Source organism: Bradyrhizobium sp. CB3481 (assembly GCF_029714305.1).
Taxonomy (GTDB): Bacteria; Pseudomonadota; Alphaproteobacteria; order Rhizobiales; family Xanthobacteraceae; genus Bradyrhizobium.
In genome coordinates this window covers 161,064-178,907 of the sequence record NZ_CP121647.1, presented here as the reverse complement: position 1 = coordinate 178,907, position 17,844 = coordinate 161,064, and the positions used below count along the sequence as shown (strand labels likewise).

The window sequence follows — 17,844 nt, the reverse complement described above, 5'->3', positions numbered from 1 at the left end:
CTCGGCTCTTCTGGGTCTCGACGGCACCCTGGTCGACTCGCTTCGGGTATTTTGGCGAGCTGCCTTGCGGCGTTGCGCGCCCTTGGACATGAATCGGACGACACTCTCGACATCAGACATACGGTTCTCTCGATGGTCGAAGCGAAGCGAGCCGCAGGCTAAAACGCGATGAGATTTGGATGAAGCGTCATCGCGCTTTCTGTTACGCCGCGAGATCCGCCACCACGGCGTCAAGCACGGGGAAACCGTCCTTGGTCACGCGAAGGCGTCCGTCGGTTTCGACCGTGATCGCGCCTTCGTCGCGCAGGATCGCGATCCGGCCCGGATCGAGCGCGCGGCCTGACAGGGCGGCATAGCGCTTGGGATCGATGCCCTCGGCGAGGCGCAATCCCATCAGCAAAAATTCGTCGGCGCGTTCTTCGCTGTTGAGGCGCTCGTCCGACACGACGCCATGGCCCTTGGCCTCCACCCGCATCAGCCAGGCTTCGGGCCGCTTCTCGGTCGCGGTCGCGTAGCGCCCGCCATCAACGTCGAGACGTCCATGCGCGCCGGGGCCGATGCCGGCATATTCGTCGCCGCGCCAGTAGACGAGATTGTGCTGGCACTCGGCCCCTAAGCGGGCGTGGTTGGAAATCTCGTAGGCCGGAAGACCGTGCGCGCTGCAGACTTCCTGCGTCACATCATAGAGCGCGCGCGCCAGCGCCTCGTCCGGCGTCTTCAGTTTGCCGGCGGCGTGCAGCCCGAAGAACGGCGTGCCTTCCTCGATGGTGAGCTGGTACAGCGACAGGTGCTCGGCGGCTTCTGAAATCGCCAGCTTCAGTTCATCCGCCCACATCTGCGGCGTCTGGTCGGGGCGCGCATAGATCAGGTCGAACGAGTAGCGGTCGAACGCGCTGCGCGCGATGGCGACGGCGTCGAGCGCTTCGCGCGCGCTGTGCAGCCGTCCAAGGGCCTTGAGAGACGCGTCGTCGAGCGCCTGCACGCCGAGCGAAACGCGGTTGACGCCGGCGGTGCGATAGCCGCGAAACCGCGTTGCCTCCACGCTGGTCGGATTGGCTTCCAGCGTCACCTCGACATTGTCGGCGACGCGCCAGTGTTTTCCGATCGCATCCAGAACGGCGCCGACGGTGTGCGGCTGCATCAGCGACGGCGTCCCGCCGCCGAGAAAGATCGAGGTGACGGTTCGCTCACCGGTGCGCTCAGCCGTGGTTTCGATCTCACGCTCGAACGCGCGGGCAAATCTCGCTTCGTCGATCGCGGCGTGGCGGACATGGCTGTTGAAATCGCAATACGGGCATTTCGACAGGCAGAACGGCCAGTGCACGTAGACGCCGAAGGCCGCTCGCTTGCCGTAATGGCGCTCGGTGCTAGCCAAGGCAGATCTCCGCCAGTTTGACGAAGGCGCGGGCGCGGTGCGACAGGCCAAGGCCAAGCGGGGGCAGGCCGTGCTTTTCGATCGAAGCCATCTCGCCGAAGGTACGCGTATGTCCGTCGGGAAGGAACATCGGATCGTAGCCGAAACCGGCGGTGCCGCGGGGCGGCCAGGCCAGCGTTCCGTCGACGCGCGCCTCGACCTCTTCGAGATGGCCGTCCGGCCACGCCACGCATAGCGCCGAGACGAAATGCGCCTTGCGCTTGTCTGATGTGGTCGCGCCGCGCTCCTGCAACAGGCGCTCGATCCGGGTCATCGCGGCCGTGAAATCCTTGCCCTCGCCGGCCCAGCGCGCCGAGTAGATCCCCGGTGCGCCGTCGAGCGCATCGACCACGAGGCCGGAATCGTCGGCAAAGGCCGGCAACTGCGCCGCATTGGCGGCCGCGATCGCCTTGATCGCGGCATTGGCCCGAAACGTCTTGCCGGTTTCATGGGGCTCGTCCAGGCCCAACTCGCCGGCCGAGACCGCCTCGACGCCATGCGGCGCGAGCAGTTCCCGCATCTCGGCAAGCTTGCCGGGATTATGGGTCGCGATCACGAGGCGGCCGGTGATTCGACGGTGCATGGGCGATCAGACTACGCCACGGCCAGCTTCTGCAAGTCCACCAAACGCGCGACGCCCTTGCGCGCCAGTTCCATCAGCGCGAGGAACTCGTCCTGCGAGAACGGCGTCTTCTCGGCGGTGCCCTGCACCTCGATGATGCGGCCGTCGCCGGTCATGACGAAATTGGCGTCGGTCTCGGCCTCGGAATCCTCGGCATAGTCGAGATCGAGCACCGGTGTGCCCTGATAGATGCCGCAGGAGATTGCGGCGACATTGTCACGCAGCACGTTGGCCTTCAGCATGTTGCGCGATTTCATCCAGGCGATGCAGTCGGCCAGCGCCACCCAGGCGCCGGTGATCGAGGCCGTGCGCGTGCCGCCATCGGCCTGGATCACGTCGCAATCGACGGTGATCTGGCGCTCGCCGAGCGCCTCCAGATCGACGGCCGCGCGCAAGGAGCGGCCGATCAGCCGCTGGATCTCGACGGTGCGGCCGCCTTGCTTGCCGGCGGCGGCCTCGCGGCGGGTGCGTTCCAGCGTGGCGCGCGGCAGCATGCCATATTCGGCGGTGACCCAGCCGCGACCTTGGCCCTTCAGCCAGGGCGGCAGCCGCTCTTCCAGCGTGGCGGTTACCAGCACGTGGGTATCGCCGAATTTAACCATGCAGGAACCTTCGGCGTATTTGACCACGCCGCGTTCCAGCGACACGGGGCGCAACTGATCCGGCGCACGGCGGCTTGGCCGCATGGGGAATCCTTTCGAAAATCGAGCGAAAATCCGTTTGCGGTGCTTGTAGGAGGGGGAGCGGGCAGCGGCAAGGGTTTTTGGCAGGGGTTTGGGCCGCCGATTTGGCGGGCAAAGCGCGCTTGTCATCGGCGCCCTGGGACGACAAATTAGGGGGCATCAGGGAGTTAACAGTGGCCCACCACGATCCGATCGGCCTGATCGCGCCGCATGCGGGGCTCGCCCAGCTCAACGAGCGCTCGCGCGACATTTTCCGGCAAATCGTCGAGAGCTATCTCGCCACCGGCGAACCTGTCGGCTCGCGCAACATTTCGCGCCTGATCGCGGTGCCGCTGTCGCCGGCGTCGGTCCGCAACGTGATGTCGGACCTCGAGACGCTCGGCCTGATCTACGCGCCGCATACTTCGGCAGGGCGGCTGCCTACCGAACTCGGCCTGCGCTTCTTCGTCGACGCGTTGATGCAGGTCGGCGACCTCACCGAGCCCGAGCGGGAATCGATCCAGAACCAGCTGGCCTCGGTCGGGCGCGCGCAATCGGTCGAGGCGGCGCTCGGCGAAGCCCTGACGCGGCTCTCCGGCCTGACGCGCGCGGCGGCGGTGGTGCTGACGGCGAAATCCAATTCGCGGCTCAAGCATATCGAATTCGTCCGCCTGGAGCCGGAGCGCGCGCTGGTCGTGCTGGTCGGCGAAGACGGCCAGGTCGAGAACCGGGTGCTGGCGCTGCCGCCCGGCGTTCCGCCCGCGGCGCTGACCGAAGCGACCAATTTCCTCAACGCCCGGATTCGCGGCCGCACACTGGCGGAAGCGCGGCTGGAGCTCGAAAACGCGCTGGCGCAGAGCCGGGCCGAGCTCGATCAGTTGACGCAGAAGGTGATCGCGGCCGGCATCGCGAGCTGGTCCGGCGGCGAACACGAGGAGCGCCAGTTGATCGTGCGCGGGCACGCCAATCTGCTGGAGGACCTGCACGCGCTGGAAGATCTCGAACGCGTCAAGTCGCTGTTCGACGATCTCGAGACCAAGCGCGGGGTGATCGATCTGCTTGGCCGCGCCGAGCGCGCCGAAGGCGTGCGGATTTTCATCGGATCGGAAAACAAGCTGTTCTCGCTGTCCGGCTCCTCCACCATCATCGCGCCCTATGGCGACGCCTCGGGCCGCATCGTCGGCGTTCTCGGCGTGATCGGGCCGACGCGGCTGAATTATGCGCGGGTGATCCCGACGGTGGATTACGCCGCGCGGATCGTCAGCCGGATGCTGGGCGGTTGATCCGGGCCGAATTGAGGTCCAATCCACGGCTTTATGGTTCTGATATATCTTGCTCCGGGCAGCGCGGGGCCCCTCCGGATCGCGCCGAAAGACATGCTTCCCTCAAAAACGCCATGGAACGCTTGATTTTCGGCCTCTAAAGCACGATATCCCGGCCAGCAAATCCCCCCATCGAACCAGATGCGTTTCTTGAGAAGGCAGCCTTATGACCGATCCCAACCGGCCGAGTAACGATGAGGCGAAACCGGCGGAGACCGGCGAGCCCGTGGTCTCGAAACCCTACATCATGCCTGACGATCCCGAGGAAGGATCGGTCGAGGCGTTGACGAAGGAGGTTGCCGAGGCGCGGGACAAGATGCTGCGCACGCTGGCGGAGATGGAAAATCTGCGCCAGCGCACGCGGCGCGAGGTTGCCGATTCCAAGATGTACGGCATCACCGGTTTCGCGCGCGACATTCTCGAAATCGCCGACAATCTGCAGCGCGCGCTGGATGCCATTCCGGCCGAAGCCAGGGAGACCGCCGATCCCGGCATCAAGGCCTTCATTGAAGGCGTCGAGCTGACCGAGCGCTCGCTGCTCAACACGCTGGAGAAGAACGGCGTCAAGAAGTTCGATCCGTCGGGCGAGAAGTTCGATCCCAACTTCCAGCAGGCAATGTACGAGGTGCCCGATCCGTCGGTCCCGTCGGGAACGGTGGTTCAGGTCGTGCAGGCTGGCTTCATGATCGGCGAGCGCGTGCTGCGCCCGGCACTGGTCGGCGTCTCCAAGGGCGGCGCGAAGGCTGCGCCTGCGAACAACGAACCGAACAGCGCGGCGTAGACAGTAGACCCTCATGGTGAGGAGGCGCTTTAGCGCCGTCTCGAACCATGAGGCCCCGCTGATGCATCCCGGCCTTCATCCTTCGAGACACCGCTAATGCGGCTCCTGAGGATGAGGGTTTACCACCGTGCACGTACTGCACCTCAAACCGCAATATCACCCGACTGGATGCGCTTGACGCCGGCCTTGGTCATGTCGGCCCAGGCTTTGGCGAGCGAGCCCTGCAGGTCGATGCCGCGGCAGGCGTCCTCGATCACATAGGTTTCGAAGCCGGCCTTGCGGGCGTCGAGCGCGCTCCAGGCGACGCAGTAATCGGTGGCGAGGCCGGCGAGGAACACCCGCTTCACCTTGCGCGCCTTCAAGTAAGCGGCGAGCCCCGTCGTGGTCTTGCCGTCGGCCTCGGTGAAGGCCGAATAGCTATCGACGTTCTTGTTGAAACCCTTGCGGATGACGAGCCCGGCATGCGGGATCGCGAGATCCTTTGATAGCAAGGCACTGTCGGTGCCCTGCACGCAATGATCCGGCCATAGCACCTGCTTGCCATAGGGGAGATCGACGGTTTCGAACGGCTTCTTGCCGGCATGCGAGGTCGCGAACGAGACGTGGCCCGGCGTGTGCCAGTCCTGCGTCAGCACCACATTGGCAAAACCCTTGGCGAGGCGGTTGACCACGGGAACGACCTGCTCGCCGTCCTTGACCGCGAGGCTGCCGCCGGGAAGGAAGCAGTTTTGCACGTCGATGACGATCAGCGCGGAAGCGTCATCCGGCTTGATCGGCGCGGCCATCAGCGCGCCGGGTAAGAGGGCAGCGACCGACGTCGCGCCAAAACCTGTCAGAACCAGCCTGCGAGAAAGCATAGCGCGTCTCCCCTGTTGCAAACCCGACTGCAGGGAAGGCTAGTTCCATGTGTGTACGAACGAAAGCCCGAAATTGCGGCGCGAGCCGCCAAGGGCGGGATCAGGTCTTTGGCTGGATTCCGTCCCGCACCGCGCGGAAGCGCGGAAAGGCCTTGGTCCACTCGTCGCGCGGCGACGAGCCGATGATGCGAAGCGAGGTCTGGGCGCCGAACCGCACCCATTGCACGATGGTAACAGGCGTATTGTCCTTGCCGCTGACGGCGTCGATCCGGGTCTCGAAGCCGGGCTGGCCGTCGATGCGGACCGGCTCGTTCATCGTGATGCGTCCGTCGCGCACGCCGGGGATCGTGGTCGCGATCTGCTGGGCGAAGCGGCCGCGATCGTCGGGCGAAGCCGCGGTCGAGCCGATCATGCCGAGGATCATGAAGGGGGCGATCTCAAAACCCTTCTTCTCGTCGCTGTCGGAGAGAATGAGAGCCGCGCCCGGCGCCAACGTGCGGACGTTCTTGAAGCTCGAAAGCTCGCTGATCTTGAACGGCATCAGTCCGAGCTGCTCGTCGACCGGCACCTCGGTGCGGATCGCGGCGGTGGCAAACATCTGCCGGATGGCATCGTCGGTATAGATTTTCGAGGCGTTTTCCGGCACCTGCACGGCGATATAGCCGGAGAAGGTGGGACCGGGCAGGATCATCGAATAGCGGCGCACATTGGTGGCGCCGTCCTTGCCGTTTTCGATCGTATAGTAGCCGAGCCCTGCTGAAGTCTCGAGGCTCTCCGGCTTGATGCCGCCGGCGCCGGCCGGATTGGCCTTGAAGGCGTTGGCGACTTCGCCATAGGCGTCGGCGGGCAGGTCGGTGACCAGCACCTTGACGCCCTGGTCCTCGGTCTCGAATCCCGTGAACGTTCTGGCCTTGTTGAGGCCGACCAGCGGCGTCATGCCGACCCTGGCGCCCGGCGGGAAGACCGGGTCGGCGGCGAGCGCGGAATCGGCAGAAGACAGAGCGGCGACGATCAGGGCAACCGCAGCGAAGGATCGAAATGGCGTCATAGAGGATCTACCGGTTTGGTATGGCGGCCGTTCAAGGTCGGACAATGCAGCTTGTGGAATCCTGGGGGCCTCGGGGCACGACGGGGTCGTTCCAGTCGGCCCGCTTTTAGCGGTTTTGACGTCCCTGCAACAGGGCAGGATAGGCGTCCGTTCCCCCGTTACATCGCGATATGTGTCGATTTTGCCCATCCTCGGGGCGCTTTTTTGAGGCGTTTGCAGCGGCCAAATACCGCTCCCCCTCTGGCGCGCGGCGTGGATGAGGCGCGGCGCCCGCCACTACTTCAGCGCCATGGATGATGGAGGCCTTGCCAGTTTCTTAACGCGGCTCGACGTGCAGGGCGGCCCGTGCCATGGCTGACACAATCTTTCAAACATCAGCCTTTTCAGGCCCTAAGCTTGCTTTCGGTCCTTGCGGGCCCAACCCACCCTCCTATATGAGGCTCACCGTCGCAATATCGCGAGTATTTGAACGTTGGGGGTTCGGTTAGGTGCGCCGTCCAGGGCCCAGCCAACCTGCCGCAAAAAGAAGGATATGAGGACCATGGGAAAGGTCATTGGGATCGATCTCGGCACCACGAATTCGTGCGTCGCCGTAATGGATGGCAAGACTGCGAAAGTCATCGAGAACGCCGAGGGCATGCGCACGACGCCTTCGATCGTTGCCGTCACCGATGACGGCGAGCGCCTCGTCGGCCAGCCTGCCAAGCGTCAGGCGGTGACCAATCCCGAGCGTACGTTCTTTGCGGTGAAGCGCCTGATCGGCCGCCGCTATGACGACCCGATGGTCGAGAAGGACAAGAAGCTCGTTCCCTACAAGATCGTCAAGGCATCGAACGGCGACGCCTGGGTCGAAGCCGACGGCAAAACCTACTCGCCCTCGCAGGTCTCGGCCTTCATCCTGCAGAAGATGAAGGAGACCGCGGAAGCCCATCTCGGCCAGAAGGTCGACCAGGCCGTTATCACCGTCCCCGCCTATTTCAACGACGCCCAGCGCCAGGCCACCAAGGACGCCGGCAAGATCGCCGGTCTTGAAGTGCTGCGCATCATCAACGAGCCGACGGCGGCCGCGCTCGCCTACGGTCTCGACAAATCGAAATCCGGCACGATCGCGGTCTACGACCTCGGCGGCGGCACCTTCGACGTCTCGATTCTGGAAATCGGCGACGGCGTGTTCGAGGTGAAGTCGACCAATGGCGACACCTTCCTCGGCGGTGAAGACTTTGACATGCGTCTTGTCAGCTATCTCGCCGACGAGTTCCAGAAGGAGCAGGGCATCAACCTGCGCAACGACAAGCTCGCTTTGCAGCGCCTGAAGGAGGCCGCTGAAAAAGCCAAGATCGAGCTGTCGTCGACGACGCAGACCGAAATCAACCTGCCGTTCATCACGGCGGACCAGACCGGACCGAAGCATCTGACGATGAAGCTGACCCGCGCCAAGTTCGAGGCGCTGGTCGACGATCTCGTGCAGAAGACCATCGAGCCGTGCCGCAAGGCGCTGAAGGACGCAGGCCTCACCGCCGCCGAAGTCGGCGAGGTGGTGTTGGTCGGCGGCATGACGCGCATGCCGAAGGTTCAGGAAGTCGTCAAGCAGCTGTTCGGCAAGGAGCCGCACAAGGGCGTCAACCCGGACGAGGTCGTCGCCATCGGCGCCGCGATCCAGGCCGGCGTGCTGCAGGGCGACGTCAAGGACGTGCTGCTGCTCGACGTGACCCCGCTATCGCTCGGCATCGAGACGCTGGGTGGCGTGTTCACCCGCATCATCGACCGCAACACCACGATCCCGACCAAGAAGAGCCAGGTGTTCTCGACCGCCGAGGACAACCAGAACGCCGTCACCATTCGCGTCTTCCAGGGTGAGCGCGAAATGGCGGCCGACAACAAGGTGCTCGGCCAGTTCGACCTGATGGGCATTCCGCCGGCCCCCCGCGGCATGCCGCAGATCGAGGTCACCTTCGACATCGACGCCAACGGCATCGTCAACGTCTCGGCCAGGGACAAGGCGACCGGCAAGGAGCAGCAGATCCGGATTCAGGCCTCCGGCGGCCTGTCGGAGAGCGACATCGAGAAGATGGTCAAGGACGCCGAGGCCAATGCGGCCGAGGACAAGAAGCGCCGCGAGGCGGTCGACGCCAAGAACCATGCCGATGCGCTGGTGCATTCCACCGAGAAGGCGCTGGCCGAGCACGGTTCGAAGGTCGCCGAGAGCGAGCGCCGCGCCATCGAGGATGCCGTCAGCGACCTCAAGGAAGCGCTGAAGGGCGACGATGCCGAGGCCATCAAGGCCAAGACCAATACGCTGGCGCAGGCGTCGATGAAGCTCGGCGAGGCCATGTACAAGCAGCAGGCCGAGGCGGACGCCAAGAAGGATGCCGCCAAGGATGACGTGGTCGACGCGGAGTTCACCGAGGTCGACGACGACAAGAACAACAAGAAGTCGGCTTAAGCGGGCTTTCGATCATGACCCTCATCCAAAAGAGCGCGCGGTCAGGCGTTCGATGGGTGGGGGTCATTTTTCTTTAAGCCGATGGCGGCATCTTCGATTGCTGGTGCTTTCGGCATGAAGGCGAATTTCGGGCGGGTTTGACTGATGTCCACCAAGCGCTGCTATTACGAAACCCTGGAAGTCGAGCGGAACGCAGACGAGTCGAAGCTCAAGTCCGCCTTCCGCAAGCTGGCGATGAAATGGCATCCGGACAAGAATCCGGGCGATGCCACCAGCGAAATGAAGTTCAAGGAAATCAACGAAGCCTATGAAGTGCTGAAGGACGGCGAGAAGCGTGCCGCCTATGACCGCTATGGCCATGCCGCGTTCGAGCAGGGCATGGGCGGCGGCGGCCCCGGCTTCGGCGCCGGCTTCGCGTCCTCCTTCTCGGATATTTTCGAAGACCTGTTCGGCATGGCCGGACAGCGGCGCGGCGGCGGTCGCGAGCGCGGCGCCGACCTGCGCTACAACATGGAGATCACGCTCGAGGAAGCGTTCCAGGGCAAGACCGCGCAGATCGAGATTCCGGTCTCGGTCACCTGCGAGCCCTGTTCGGGCACCGGCGCCAAGGCCGGCACCAAGCCGAAGACCTGCTCGACCTGCGGCGGCGCCGGCCGCGTCCGCCAGGCCCAGGGCTTCTTCACGCTGGAGCGCACCTGTCCGAGCTGTCAGGGCCGCGGTCAGATGATCGAAGATGCCTGTCCGAACTGCGCGGGATCAGGACGCGTGACGCGCGACCGCACGTTGTCGGTCAATATTCCCCCCGGTGTCGAGGACGGCACGCGCATTCGCCTCGCCGGCGAAGGCGAGGCTGGCATTCGCGGCGGCCCGCCCGGCGACCTCTATATTTTCCTTTCGCTCGCCACCCACGAATTCTTCCAGCGCGACGGCGCCGATCTGCACTGCCGGGTTCCGATCTCCATGGTCGCGGCCGCGCTCGGCGGCGAATTCGAGGTCCCGACCATCGAAAAGGGCAAGACCAAGGTGAAGGTGCCGGCCGGAACGCAGTCGGGCCGCCGTTTCCGCATTGCATCAAAAGGCATGCCGGTGCTCCGCTCGCGCCAGACCGGCGACATGTATGTCCAGGTCGTGGTCGAAACGCCGCAGAATCTGACCAAGAAGCAACAGGAACTCCTCGCCGAGTTCGAAAAACTGTCGTCCGGCGCCACCCAGCCGGAAGCGGCCGGCTTCTTCACCAAGGTCAAGGACTTCTTCGGCAACCGCGCCGCCTCCTGAGAACCGCAGCCGGGCGAGGTGCGATGCTCGCCCGCCAGTCATGATTCATTCAGCTTGCACAGTGTGTTATCGCGGGAACGCCGGCACTTTGGCAGGTCTGGCGCATTACCGTTTGGCTTGACCGTATCCCCGTCGACCTATACGTGTTTATGACTGTTTTCTGACATCCCCGCATCAAAGCGGGTCCCGCCTGGTAGCGACATGCCTTTGCAATCGTCCGTGCGTGCGTTGAAGAAGCCTCGTCTCGACGATGAGGTTCGCTTCCTCCGTTCATGGATCGAAAAGCCGCTGCACATGGGCGCGGTGATGCCGTCGAGCAAGCTGCTCGCCCGGACCATGGCGCAATATGTCGACGTCGAATCTGAAGGGCCGGTGATCGAGCTCGGGCCCGGCACCGGCGCGATCACCAATGCGCTGATCGAGCATGGCGTCGACCAGAAGCGGCTGGTGCTGGTCGAATATAATCCGGGCTTTTGCGCGCTGCTGCGCGACCGCTACCCGCAGGCCAAGGTGGTGCAGGGTGACGCCTATGCGCTGCGCGACTCGCTTGGCGAGGCGCTGGATGCGCCGGCCTCCGCCGTGGTCTCCGGCCTGCCGCTTGTGACAAAACCGATGCTGACCCGCCTGAAGCTGATCCGCGACGCCTTCACGGCGCTGGAGCCGGGCGCGCCCTTCGTGCAATTTACCTATTCGGTCGCCCCGCCGATCCCGAAATCGCTGCCGGGCGTGTCCACAGAAGCTTCCGAGCGGATCTGGATGAACCTTCCGCCCGCCCGGGTCTGGGTGTATCGCAAGGGCTGAGCCGCCTTGCGCTATCGCGCGGGGCCCATCCCGAACGCGATTTCAATAGATGTCCGCGCTGAAAATCCTCGTGATCCCGGGATCGCTGCGATCAGGCTCGCTCAATGCGAAGCTGGCCGCGGTGGCCGCGCACGCCCTGGTGAAGGAAGGCGCGGAGGTCACCCGCATCTCGCTCGGCGACTTTCCGCTGCCGATCTACGACGGCGACCTGCAGGCGAAATCCGGCGTGCCGAAGCATGCGGTCAATCTGAAGCGCATGATGTCAGCCCATCACGGCGTGCTGATCGTGACGCCGGAATATAATTCCTCGGTGCCGGCGCTGGTGAAGAATACCATCGATTGGGTGAGCCGGGTGCAGGACCCGCACGAGACCCGCGGCCAGGTGTTCCGCGACAAGGTGTTTGCGATCGCCGCCGCTTCAGGAAACCGGCTCGGCGGCGCGCGTGCCTTGGCGGCGCTGCGGCTGATCCTCTCGGCCTGCCATGCCCAGGTGATTCCGAACCAGCTCGCGCTGGCGTTCGCCGAAGACGCCTATGACGAGATGGACCATCTGAAGAATGCTGCCGATATCGACGCGCTGAAAGCGCTGGTGCGGCAGTTGATCGACGTTTCCCAACGCATGATGTGAGGTGACATGCAGCCAGCCGATATCGCAGCGAAGGATCGCCTGATCGTCGCGCTCGACCTGCCCGCTGTTGCGGACGCGGAAGCAATGATCACGCGGCTCGGCGACAGCGTCAGCTTCTACAAGATCGGCTATCAGCTCGCCTATGCCGGCGGACTGCCGCTGGCGCAGCAACTGGCGAAATCCGGCAAGAAGGTCTTCATCGATCTCAAGCTGCACGACATCGGCAACACGGTGGCGCGCGGCGTCGAGAGCGTGGCGAAGCTTGGTGCGACCTTCCTCACCGTGCACGCCTACCCGCAGACCATGAAGGCGGCGGTCGAGGCGCGCGCCGGCTCCGGCTTGAAGATTCTCGCCGTCACCGTGCTGACCTCCTATGACGATGGCGACCTGCATGCCGCCGGCTATCGCCTCAACGTCTCCGATCTCGTCGAGGCGCGCGCACAGCAGGCGCAGGTGCTCGGCGTCGACGGCCTCGTCAGTTCGCCCGAAGAGGCGGCTAGCTTGCGCAAGATCGTCGGCCACCAGATGAACCTGGTGACCCCCGGCATTCGCCCGGCGGGATCAGCGACCGGCGACCAGAAGCGTATCATGACGCCGGCGCGTGCCATTGCCGCCGGTGCGGATTATCTGGTGGTCGGACGTCCGATCACCGAAGCCGCCGATCCCAAGGCGGCGGCGGATGCCATCCAGGCCGAAATCAAGCAGGCCTTGGGATAGCAAGAACTGGAAGCAAGAAACGGAGAGTGAGAATGGCCAAGGGATACTGGATCGGTCGCGTCGACGTGAACAATGACGAAGGTTACAAGCCCTATGCGGCGGCCAATCTCGCGATCTTCAAGAAATTCGGCGGGCGGTATGTCGTGCGCGGCGGCAAGTTCACCGCCGTCGAGGGCCAAAGCCGCTCGCGCAACGTCGTGATCGAGTTTGACAGCTACGAGCAGGCGCTGGCCTGCTACAACTCACCGGAATACCAGGCCAACATCAAGGTGCGGCAGCCGCACTCGATCGCCGAGCTGATTGTCATCGAGGGCTATGACGGCCCGCAACCGTAAGGAGGGATGGACTTCAATCCCATGCCGGGGCTTGACCCGGGCATCCACGCCCCATCCATCGGACGGCCATGACGAGTATGTGACCTGATCGGTTGCCGGAACGGCCTCATCCCGCTAATAGGGCGTGAAGAGGTGAAGCCATGGCCGATATGCGATTGATCGTTGCGGGGGCCGGCGGCCGGATGGGCCGCGCGCTGGTGCGCGTCATTTCCGAGACACCGGGCGCCGTGTTGACCGGTGCGCTGGAAGCGCCGGGATCGGAACTTCTGGGCAAGGATTCCGGCGTGCTCGCCGGCCTGCCGGAAAACGGCATCAAGCTCTCCGCCGACCTCTGGGCGCTGTCAGCCAATGCCGACGGCATTGTCGATTTTACCGTGCCGGCCGCCACCATCGCCAACGTTGCGATCGCCGCCGAGCGCGGCCTCGTGCACATCATCGGAACCACCGGCCTGTCGATGTCCGACATGGCCGTGATCAAGAGCGTCACCTCGCGCGCGGTGGTGGTGCAGTCGGGCAATATGAGCCTCGGCGTCAACCTGCTTGCGGCGCTGGTCAAGCGCGTGGCGCAATCGCTCGACGAAAGCTTCGACATCGAAATCGTCGAGATGCATCACAAGGCCAAGATCGACGCGCCCTCGGGCACCGCCTTCCTGCTCGGCGAGGCCGCCGCCGCCGGCCGTGGCGTCGACCTGCATGCCCGCTCCGCGCGCGGTCGCGACGGTCATACCGGTGCGCGGCGGCCCGGCGATATTGGCTTTGCCTCGCTGCGCGGCGGCACGGTCACCGGCGATCACAGCGTGATCTTCGCCGGTAGCTCGGAGCGCATCACGCTCTCGCACCACGCCGAGGACCGTATGATCTTTGCGCACGGCGCGCTGAAGGCGGCGCTCTGGGCGCATGGCAAGAAACCCGGCTTCTACACCATGGCCGACGTGCTCGGGCTTGCCGACTTCTAGCAACCGAAAAACGGGACATCCCCACAATGAGCGAACGTCTTCTTGTGCTCGTGCGTCACGGGCAGAGCGAATGGAATTTGAAGAACCTGTTCACGGGCTGGAAGGACCCTGACCTCACCGAGATGGGCATCGCCGAAGCCAAAGAGGCCGGCCGCAAGCTGAAGGCACAGGGGCTGACGTTCGATGTCGCCTTCACCTCCGACCTGACGCGCGCCCAGCATACGCTCAAGCTGATGCTCGCGGAGATCGGCCAGACCGGCCTGCCGACGACGAAGAACCTGGCGCTCAACGAACGCGACTATGGCGATCTGTCCGGGCTCAACAAGGATGATGCCCGCAAGAAGTGGGGCGAGGACCAGGTGCTGATCTGGCGCCGCTCCTACGACGTGCCGCCGCCCGGCGGCGAGAGCCTGAAGGACACGCTGGCGCGCGCGCTGCCGTATTATGTGAAGGAGATCCTGCCCGGCGTGCTGCGCGGCCAGCGCACGCTGGTCGCCGCCCACGGCAATTCGCTGCGCGCGCTGATCATGGTGCTGGAGAAGCTGACGCCCGAGCAGATTTTGAAGCGCGAACTGGCCACCGGCGTTCCGGTGATCTACCGGCTCAATGCGGATTCGACGGTGGCGGAGAAGCTCGATCTCGCGGCGTAGGCGCGTAGCCGTAGGGTGGGCAAAGCGAAGCGTGCCCACCATTCAACCGTCATCGGGATAGGTGGTGGGGACGTCGCTGGCACTCCTTTGCCCACCCTACTGCATTCGCAATCAATGCAATCCCACCTGCCCGGCTTCCCAGCCGAGCATCGCCTGCTTGCGGGTGATGCCCCAGTGATAGCCAGTCAGCGTGCCGCCTTTGCCGAGTGCGCGATGGCAGGGCACCACGAACGACACCGGGTTGCGTCCGACAGCGGCGCCGACCGCGCGCGAGGCCTTCGGGTTCTGGATCTTGTTGGCAATATCGGAATAGCAGACGGCGCGGCCCATCGGGATCTTCAGCAGCGTCTCCCACACCCGCACCTCGAAATCGGTGCCGATCAGCACCACGCGGAGCGGCTGGTCCGGCCGCCACAGCCTGGTGTCGAAGATGCGCTGCGCGAGGCCGGCCGTGCCATCGTGGTCCTCGACATAGGTGGCGTTCGGCCAGCGCCGTTTCATGTCGGCAAACGACGCCAGTTCCTCGCCGGGATCGGCAAAAGCGAGCCCCGCCAATCCGCGGTCGCTGCCGATCACGATCGCCGTGCCGAACGGGCAGGCGTGAAAGCCGTAGCGCAGCGTCATGCCGGCGCCGCCGTTCTTCCATTCGCCCGGCGACATCGCTTCATGGGTGACAAACAGATCATGCAGCCGGCCCGGGCCCGACAGGCCGGAGTCGAGCGCGGCATCGAGCACACTGGCGGAATCGCGCAAGAGACCCTTGGCGTGATCGAGCGTCAGCGCCTGCATGAAGGCTTTTGGCGTCAGCCCGGCCCAGCGGCGGAATAAATGGTGCAGCTCATCCGGCGTCACCGCGGCGGCGTCCGCCATCGCCTCGATAGTCGGCTGTGCGCGCCAATGCTCGGAAATGAACGCGATGGCGCGGCGCACCGAGTCGTAGTCGCGCAGGGCAGCGTTCTGGGAGCCGGGCTTGGCGAGGCTCTGGTCATGTATCGCAAGTGTCATCATGGGGTCTGATTTAGGGCTCATGCGCGGTCCAAACCACCCGATTTCTGACAAGGCTCAACGTCGCGTTTTCGAGCGAAGCGGAACCGGCCCCGCGTAAGGAAAACGTGTCGACCTATGTGATCGGATTATAGGTGACCCCCCGTTTGGCGGTTTGCAACGCCGCTAATAAGGCTTTGGCAAAACTCGCCTTTTCGTCGGGCCCGAGGAAATGGCCGATCGCGACCCGGCGGCCGCGGGAGACCAGGAAGAGGTGCTCGATGCCGAATTCCGGATCGCCGGTTTGCTCGAGCTGCACCCAGAGCGGGTTGAACGACCATTCGATCAGATGGCCGCGATGGCTGACCCGCCGCACCCGCAATTCCGACGGCGTCACCACGATGTCCTCGATGGCGTCAGCGCTGCGGAAATTGATCCGGAACGCCCAGTAGATCACCAGCACATCGAGGCCGAAAAACCCGAGCACCGGCCAGGCGCCCATCATCCAGAAGGCAATGCCGGCGACGAAGCTGACCGCGCCGATGAAGGCCATCAGCACCAGAAAGCCGGTGCGGTTCAGCGAGCGATGCGGCGTCACCCGCGCCGAAAAAAGTGTCGGCTGGTCGCGCGTCGGATCAAAGTCGTTGCCTGCGGTCATCGCGTATCAGTATACCTCGATCATGGCCAAAATCATCCGCTCTATCGGTGCCAGGAAAGCCGGCGTTCCATCCGTGCCGAAGAAAGTAGCAAGGAAAGCTGCCAAGAAGGCTGCCAGGACGCCGCCGAAGCGCGCGGCGAAGAAATCGGCCAAGCCAAAACCGTGGAGCGCGGCCGAGATCCACGAGGCATTTAGCCGGTTTCGCAAGGCCAATCCGGAGCCGAAGGGCGAGCTCGAGCATCTCAATCCCTATACACTGCTGGTTGCGGTCGTGCTGTCGGCGCAGGCGACCGACGCCGGCGTCAACAAAGCAACCCGCGCGCTGTTTGCGGTCGCCGACACGCCGCAAAAGATGCTCGCGCTCGGCGAAGAGAAGGTGCGCGAGTACATCAGGACCATCGGGCTCTATCGCAACAAATCCAAGAACGTCATCGCGCTATCGCAGAAACTGATCGACGAGTTCGGCGGCGAGGTGCCACGCACCCGCGCCGAAATCGAGACGCTGCCCGGCGCCGGGCGCAAGACCGCGAATGTCGTGCTCAACATGGCCTACGGCGAGCACACGATGGCGGTGGACACCCACGTCTTCCGCGTCGGCAACCGTACGGGATTGGCTCCGGGCAATACGCCGCTCGAGGTCGAGCTCGGGCTGGAAAAAGTGATCCCGCCGGAATTCATGCTGCATGCCCACCATTGGCTGATCCTGCACGGCCGTTACACCTGCCTGGCGCGCAAGCCGCGTTGCGAGGTGTGTTTGATCAACGATCTCTGCCGCTGGCCGGAGAAGACGGTGTGAGGGCGGAGCAGTACTGCCAGCCCCGTCATTGCGAGGAGCAAAGCGACGAAGCAATTCATCTGTCCCCGTGCGGAGGCGTGGATTGCTTCGCTCCGCTCGCAATGACGGGATTAGCAGCCTGCCTCACGCCACCGGCATCTTCCTCGCCGGCTCGATCAGCTCCGGCCGCGGACCGGAAAGCCGCTTGTGCATGTGGACCATGAAGGCCATGCCGAACACCGGCGTCGCCAGATTGACGATCGGGATCGATACGAAGGCCGCGATGAAGAGGCCTGCGGTAAAGACGGTCGCCGCATTGTCCTTGCGCATCGCCTTGGCCTCTGCCGGTGAGCGGAAGCGCATCGCTGCGAGCTCGAAATATTCGCGGCCGAGCAGCCATGCGGTGGCGATGAAGAAGATTAGAAAGCCTGCGCCGGCGAACAGCACGAAGGGCAGCGCGACCAGATAGACCAGGATGGTGAGCAGCGCTGTCTTGATGCCCTCGGGGATCGCGATGCCGAGCGGCAGCGCTTGGCCCGGACGCTCTGCCGGATAATGTTCGCGCTCGACATGGTCGGCGACGTCGTCGACGAACACGCTCGCGATCAGCGAGGTGACCGCGGGCATCAGGAAGATGCCGCCGAGCACGACGCCAAGCCCGGCTGCGATCGAGATGATCCAGGAAAGGACGTGGAGCGAGGTGTGAAAGCCCGGCCCGAGCATCGCCTCTGCCCAGCCCTCGCCATAGTCGGCAAACCAGCTCAACAGCCGCTGCAAGCCGATCGCCAGCACCGTGATCAGCACCAGCGCCAGCCCGATCGAGCGCCACAGGATGGTGCGCATCGGCGGCGACAGGATCTGCGAAAGCGCCTTGACGGCGGCGTCCAACATGGCGGTTCTACCCTTGTGAAGAAAC

Annotated in this window: 19 protein-coding genes; 11 read left to right on the top strand and 8 right to left on the bottom strand. The window is 64.4% G+C overall.

Translation table 11 applies throughout. The features are described from left to right. Nucleotides 1-202 precede the first annotated feature (202 nt). Genes hemW through rph form a run of 3 tightly spaced genes read right to left on the bottom strand, consistent with a single transcriptional unit; the run spans nt 203 to nt 2,722 of the window. The gene (hemW, locus tag QA643_RS00835) at nt 203-1,375 is read right to left on the bottom strand and encodes a radical SAM family heme chaperone HemW (RefSeq protein ID WP_283031324.1); all 1,173 of its coding nucleotides are present in this window, start codon (nt 1,373-1,375) and stop codon (nt 203-205) included. Continuing rightward, a complete protein-coding gene (rdgB, locus tag QA643_RS00830; protein WP_283031323.1) occupies nt 1,368-1,997 on the bottom strand; it encodes an RdgB/HAM1 family non-canonical purine NTP pyrophosphatase in 630 nt (209 codons plus the stop codon). Before rdgB ends, hemW begins: the two co-directional genes overlap by 8 nt. An 11-nt stretch (nt 1,998-2,008) precedes the next feature. After that, entirely contained in the window at nt 2,009-2,722 is a 714-nt protein-coding gene (rph, locus tag QA643_RS00825) for a ribonuclease PH (RefSeq protein WP_283031322.1), read from the bottom strand. A 170-nt stretch (nt 2,723-2,892) separates the two neighbouring features. On the opposite strand from rph, the gene hrcA reads away from it, so the two are divergent. Together hrcA and grpE are read left to right on the top strand one after the other, a co-directional pair. Further along, a complete protein-coding gene (gene hrcA / locus QA643_RS00820; protein WP_283031321.1) occupies nt 2,893-3,981 on the top strand; it encodes a heat-inducible transcriptional repressor HrcA in 1,089 nt (362 codons plus the stop codon). Nucleotides 3,982-4,186: 205 nt separating this feature from the next. Beyond that, nucleotides 4,187-4,801 (top strand): nucleotide exchange factor GrpE, encoded by a 615-nt coding sequence (gene grpE, locus QA643_RS00815; RefSeq protein WP_283031320.1) that lies wholly within the window; start codon nt 4,187-4,189, stop codon nt 4,799-4,801. Between the two features lie 143 nt (nt 4,802-4,944). On the opposite strand, the gene pncA is transcribed toward grpE, so the two are convergent. Further along, complete coding sequence (pncA, locus tag QA643_RS00810) at nt 4,945-5,658, bottom strand: bifunctional nicotinamidase/pyrazinamidase (RefSeq protein WP_283031319.1); 714 nt, start codon at nt 5,656-5,658, stop codon at nt 4,945-4,947. Nucleotides 5,659-5,758: 100 nt separating this feature from the next. Beyond that, nucleotides 5,759-6,706, bottom strand: a complete 948-nt coding sequence (locus QA643_RS00805; protein ID WP_283031318.1) for a hypothetical protein — start codon at nt 6,704-6,706, stop codon at nt 5,759-5,761. Nucleotides 6,707-7,247: 541 nt separating this feature from the next. Between QA643_RS00805 and dnaK the strand changes: the two genes are divergently transcribed. The 8 genes from dnaK to QA643_RS00765 all read left to right on the top strand — a co-directional run bounded on the left by dnaK (nt 7,248) and on the right by QA643_RS00765 (nt 14,511). Further along, the gene (dnaK, locus tag QA643_RS00800) at nt 7,248-9,149 is read left to right on the top strand and encodes a molecular chaperone DnaK (RefSeq protein WP_283031317.1); all 1,902 of its coding nucleotides are present in this window, start codon (nt 7,248-7,250) and stop codon (nt 9,147-9,149) included. Nucleotides 9,150-9,293: 144 nt separating this feature from the next. Continuing rightward, nucleotides 9,294-10,424 (top strand): molecular chaperone DnaJ, encoded by a 1,131-nt coding sequence (dnaJ, locus tag QA643_RS00795; protein WP_283031316.1) that lies wholly within the window; start codon nt 9,294-9,296, stop codon nt 10,422-10,424. Nucleotides 10,425-10,625: 201 nt separating this feature from the next. Continuing rightward, nucleotides 10,626-11,225 carry an rRNA adenine N-6-methyltransferase family protein gene (locus QA643_RS00790; protein WP_283031315.1) on the top strand — a complete coding sequence of 200 codons (600 nt, stop codon included), beginning with the start codon at nt 10,626-10,628 and terminating at the stop codon, nt 11,223-11,225. Nucleotides 11,226-11,274: 49 nt separating this feature from the next. Continuing rightward, a complete protein-coding gene (locus QA643_RS00785; protein ID WP_283031314.1) occupies nt 11,275-11,853 on the top strand; it encodes an NAD(P)H-dependent oxidoreductase in 579 nt (192 codons plus the stop codon). A gap of 6 nt (nt 11,854-11,859) precedes the next feature. Further along, a complete protein-coding gene (pyrF, locus tag QA643_RS00780) occupies nt 11,860-12,570 on the top strand; it encodes an orotidine-5'-phosphate decarboxylase (protein WP_283031313.1) in 711 nt (236 codons plus the stop codon). 32 nt (nt 12,571-12,602) lie between these two features. Next, nucleotides 12,603-12,905, top strand: coding sequence for a DUF1330 domain-containing protein (locus QA643_RS00775; RefSeq protein WP_283031312.1), 303 nt, complete (start codon nt 12,603-12,605; stop codon nt 12,903-12,905). A gap of 140 nt (nt 12,906-13,045) precedes the next feature. Next, nucleotides 13,046-13,861, top strand: a complete 816-nt coding sequence (gene dapB, locus QA643_RS00770; protein WP_283031311.1) for a 4-hydroxy-tetrahydrodipicolinate reductase — start codon at nt 13,046-13,048, stop codon at nt 13,859-13,861. A 26-nt stretch (nt 13,862-13,887) separates the two neighbouring features. After that, entirely contained in the window at nt 13,888-14,511 is a 624-nt protein-coding gene (locus QA643_RS00765) for a 2,3-bisphosphoglycerate-dependent phosphoglycerate mutase (protein ID WP_283031310.1), read from the top strand. Nucleotides 14,512-14,622: 111 nt separating this feature from the next. Here QA643_RS00765 and QA643_RS00760 read toward each other — a convergent pair whose 3' ends face one another. Together QA643_RS00760 and QA643_RS00755 are read right to left on the bottom strand one after the other, a co-directional pair. After that, nucleotides 14,623-15,519, bottom strand: coding sequence for a bifunctional helix-turn-helix domain-containing protein/methylated-DNA--[protein]-cysteine S-methyltransferase (locus QA643_RS00760; protein ID WP_283035079.1), 897 nt, complete (start codon nt 15,517-15,519; stop codon nt 14,623-14,625). A gap of 112 nt (nt 15,520-15,631) precedes the next feature. Further along, nucleotides 15,632-16,153, bottom strand: a complete 522-nt coding sequence (locus QA643_RS00755) for a DUF2244 domain-containing protein (RefSeq protein ID WP_283031309.1) — start codon at nt 16,151-16,153, stop codon at nt 15,632-15,634. Between the two features lie 22 nt (nt 16,154-16,175). Between QA643_RS00755 and nth the strand changes: the two genes are divergently transcribed. Beyond that, on the top strand, nt 16,176-16,949 hold the full coding sequence (nth, locus tag QA643_RS00750) for an endonuclease III (RefSeq protein WP_283035078.1): 774 nt from the start codon (nt 16,176-16,178) through the stop codon (nt 16,947-16,949). Nucleotides 16,950-17,072: 123 nt separating this feature from the next. On the opposite strand, the gene QA643_RS00745 is transcribed toward nth, so the two are convergent. Beyond that, nucleotides 17,073-17,819, bottom strand: coding sequence for a sulfate transporter family protein (locus tag QA643_RS00745; protein ID WP_283031308.1), 747 nt, complete (start codon nt 17,817-17,819; stop codon nt 17,073-17,075). Nucleotides 17,820-17,844: the final 25 nt, after the last annotated feature.